1 tRNA gene and 2 rRNA genes (1 of these 3 running past the window's edge) are annotated in these 2,650 nt (G+C 53.8%); all 3 read left to right on the top strand.

What is annotated here, in order from left to right:
* Positions 1-2,265, top strand: a 23S ribosomal RNA gene (locus ACI2KI_RS17435); it begins 515 nt to the left of the window's first position.
* Positions 2,266-2,386: 121 nt separating this feature from the next.
* Positions 2,387-2,501, top strand: a 5S ribosomal RNA gene (gene rrf, locus ACI2KI_RS17440).
* 71 nt (positions 2,502-2,572) lie between these two features.
* Positions 2,573-2,649 (top strand) — tRNA-Met (locus ACI2KI_RS17445).
* Position 2,650: the final 1 nt, after the last annotated feature.

A 2,650-nucleotide genomic window follows, 5' to 3' on the forward strand; every position in this document is an offset into this window, starting at 1 on the left:
GACAAGGGGAGTGAAACAGATCCTGAAATCGGAAGCCTACAAGCAGTCGGAGCCCCCAAGCGGGGTGACGGCGTACCTTTTGTATAATGGGTCAGCGACTTCATGTGTCGAGCAAGCTTAAGCCGTTAGGTGTAGGCGCAGCGAAAGCGAGTCTGAATAGGGCGCTAAGTTCGACGTATGACGACCCGAAACCAGGTGATCTATCCATGAGCAGGTTGAAGGTTAGGTAACACTAACTGGAGGACCGAACCGGTGAATGTTGAAAAATTCTCGGATGACTTGTGGATAGGGGTGAAAGGCCAATCAAACCTGGACATAGCTGGTTCTCCGCGAAATCTATTTAGGTAGAGCGTCCGACGAATTCCTTGGGGGGTAGAGCACTGGATGGTTGCGGGCTGCGCGAGCGGTACCAATACTAACCAAACTCCGAATACCCAAGAGAACTATCGGGCAGACACACGGCGGGTGCTAACGTCCGTCGTGAAAAGGGAAACAACCCTAACCATCATCTAAGGCCCCCAAGTCATGGCTAAGTGGGAAACGATGTGGGATTGCTTTGACAATCAGGAGGTTGGCTTAGAAGCAGCCATCCTTTAAAGAAAGCGTAACAGCTCACTGATCAAGCGATCCTGCGCGGAAAATGTAACGGGGCTAAAGCCATGCGCCGAAGATATGGGTTTGCAGTTTACTGCAAGCGGTAGCGGAGCGTTCCGTAAGCCTGTGAAGGTCAACCGTGAGGTTGGCTGGAGGTATCGGAAGTGAGAATGCTGACATGAGTAACGACAAACAGAGTGAGAAACTCTGTCGCCGAAAGACCAAGGGTTCCTGCGTAAAGCTAATCTGCGCAGGGTTAGTCGGCCCCTAAGGCGAGGCTGAAAAGCGTAGTCGATGGGAAGCAGGTAAATATTCCTGCACCAGCTGGAAGTGACGGATGGCATAACTTGTAAGGGCTTATTGGATTGTCCTTGCAGGGGCGTCGTCCCTGGAAATAACTCCAGCAGAGACCGTACCCGAAACCGACACAGGTGGTCAGGTAGAGCATACCAAGGCGCTTGAGAGAACTGTGCTGAAGGAACTCGGCAAATTGCACGCGTAACTTCGGAATAAGCGTGACTCACCTTGCGCAAGCAGGAATGAGTGGCACAAGCCAGGGGGTAGCGACTGTTTAGCAAAAACACAGGGCTCTGCGAAGCAGCAATGCGACGTATAGGGTCTGACGCCTGCCCGGTGCCTGAAGGTTAAAGGGAGGAGTGAAAGCTCCGAACTGAAGCCCAGGTAAACGGCGGCCGTAACTATAACGGTCCTAAGGTAGCGAAATTCCTTGTCGGGTAAGTTCCGACCTGCACGAATGGCGTAACGACTTCCCCACTGTCTCCAGCACAGGCTCAGTGAAATTGAATTCCCCGTGAAGATGCGGGGTTCCCGCGGTCAGACGGAAAGACCCTATGAACCTTTACTATAGCTTCGCCTTGGCGTTAGCGACCGTATGTGTAGGATAGGTGGGAGGCTATGAAACCGGGGCGCCAGCTCTGGTGGAGCCATCCTTGAAATACCACCCTTACTGTCGTTGACGTCTAACCGAGGGCCGTTATCCGGTCCCGGGACATGGCGTGGTGGGTAGTTTGACTGGGGCGGTCGCCTCCCAAAGTGTAACGGAGGCGCGCGATGGTTAGCTCAGACCGGTCGGAAATCGGTCGTCGAGTGCAATGGCATAAGCTAGCCTGACTGCGAGACTGACAAGTCGAGCAGAGACGAAAGTCGGCCATAGTGATCCGGTGGTCCCGAGTGGAAGGGCCATCGCTCAACGGATAAAAGGTACTCTAGGGATAACAGGCTGATTTTGCCCAAGAGTCCATATCGACGGCAAAGTTTGGCACCTCGATGTCGGCTCATCACATCCTGGGGCTGGAGCAGGTCCCAAGGGTATGGCTGTTCGCCATTTAAAGTGGTACGTGAGCTGGGTTCAGAACGTCGTGAGACAGTTTGGTCCCTATCTGCCGTGGGTGTTCGAAGCTTGAGAGGATCTGTCCCTAGTACGAGAGGACCGGGATGGACATACCTCTGGTGGACCTGTCATGGCGCCAGCCGTGCAGCAGGGTAGCTAAGTATGGAATAGATAACCGCTGAAAGCATCTAAGCGGGAAACTAACCTCAAAACAAGGCTTCGCTGAGGATCGTGGAAGACTACCACGTTGATAGGCCAGGTGTGGAAGCGCGGTGACGCGTGAAGCTTACTGGTACTAATAATCCGATCGGCTTGATCGTTTCTCAGCAAAACTCATTCGGTTCTACTTGCCGATAAATATACGCGACGATGTCTTCTTTATTGTTTGGGCTAACGCACATTCGTGCTGCTTCAGCCCGAACTTCTTGTGTGTCTGGTTGACCCCGTGGCTATGTCGGAGGTTCCACACCCGATCCCATTCCGAACTCGGTCGTTAAGCCCTCCAGAGCCAATGGTACTTCGTCTCAAGGCGCGGGAGAGTAGGTCGCCGCGGGGTCTACCAGATACACAAGAACAAGCCGTCCCAAGGACTGTCTTCGAACCCTTCTTCCTCACACACCGCCTTGCCGCGGGATGGAGCAGCCCGGTAGCTCGTCAGGCTCATAACCTGAAGGTCGCAGGTTCAAATCCTGCTCCCGCACCCAG

It is taken from the genome of Brevundimonas sp. NPDC046655 (assembly GCF_044901625.1).
Taxonomy (GTDB): domain Bacteria; phylum Pseudomonadota; class Alphaproteobacteria; order Caulobacterales; family Caulobacteraceae; genus Brevundimonas.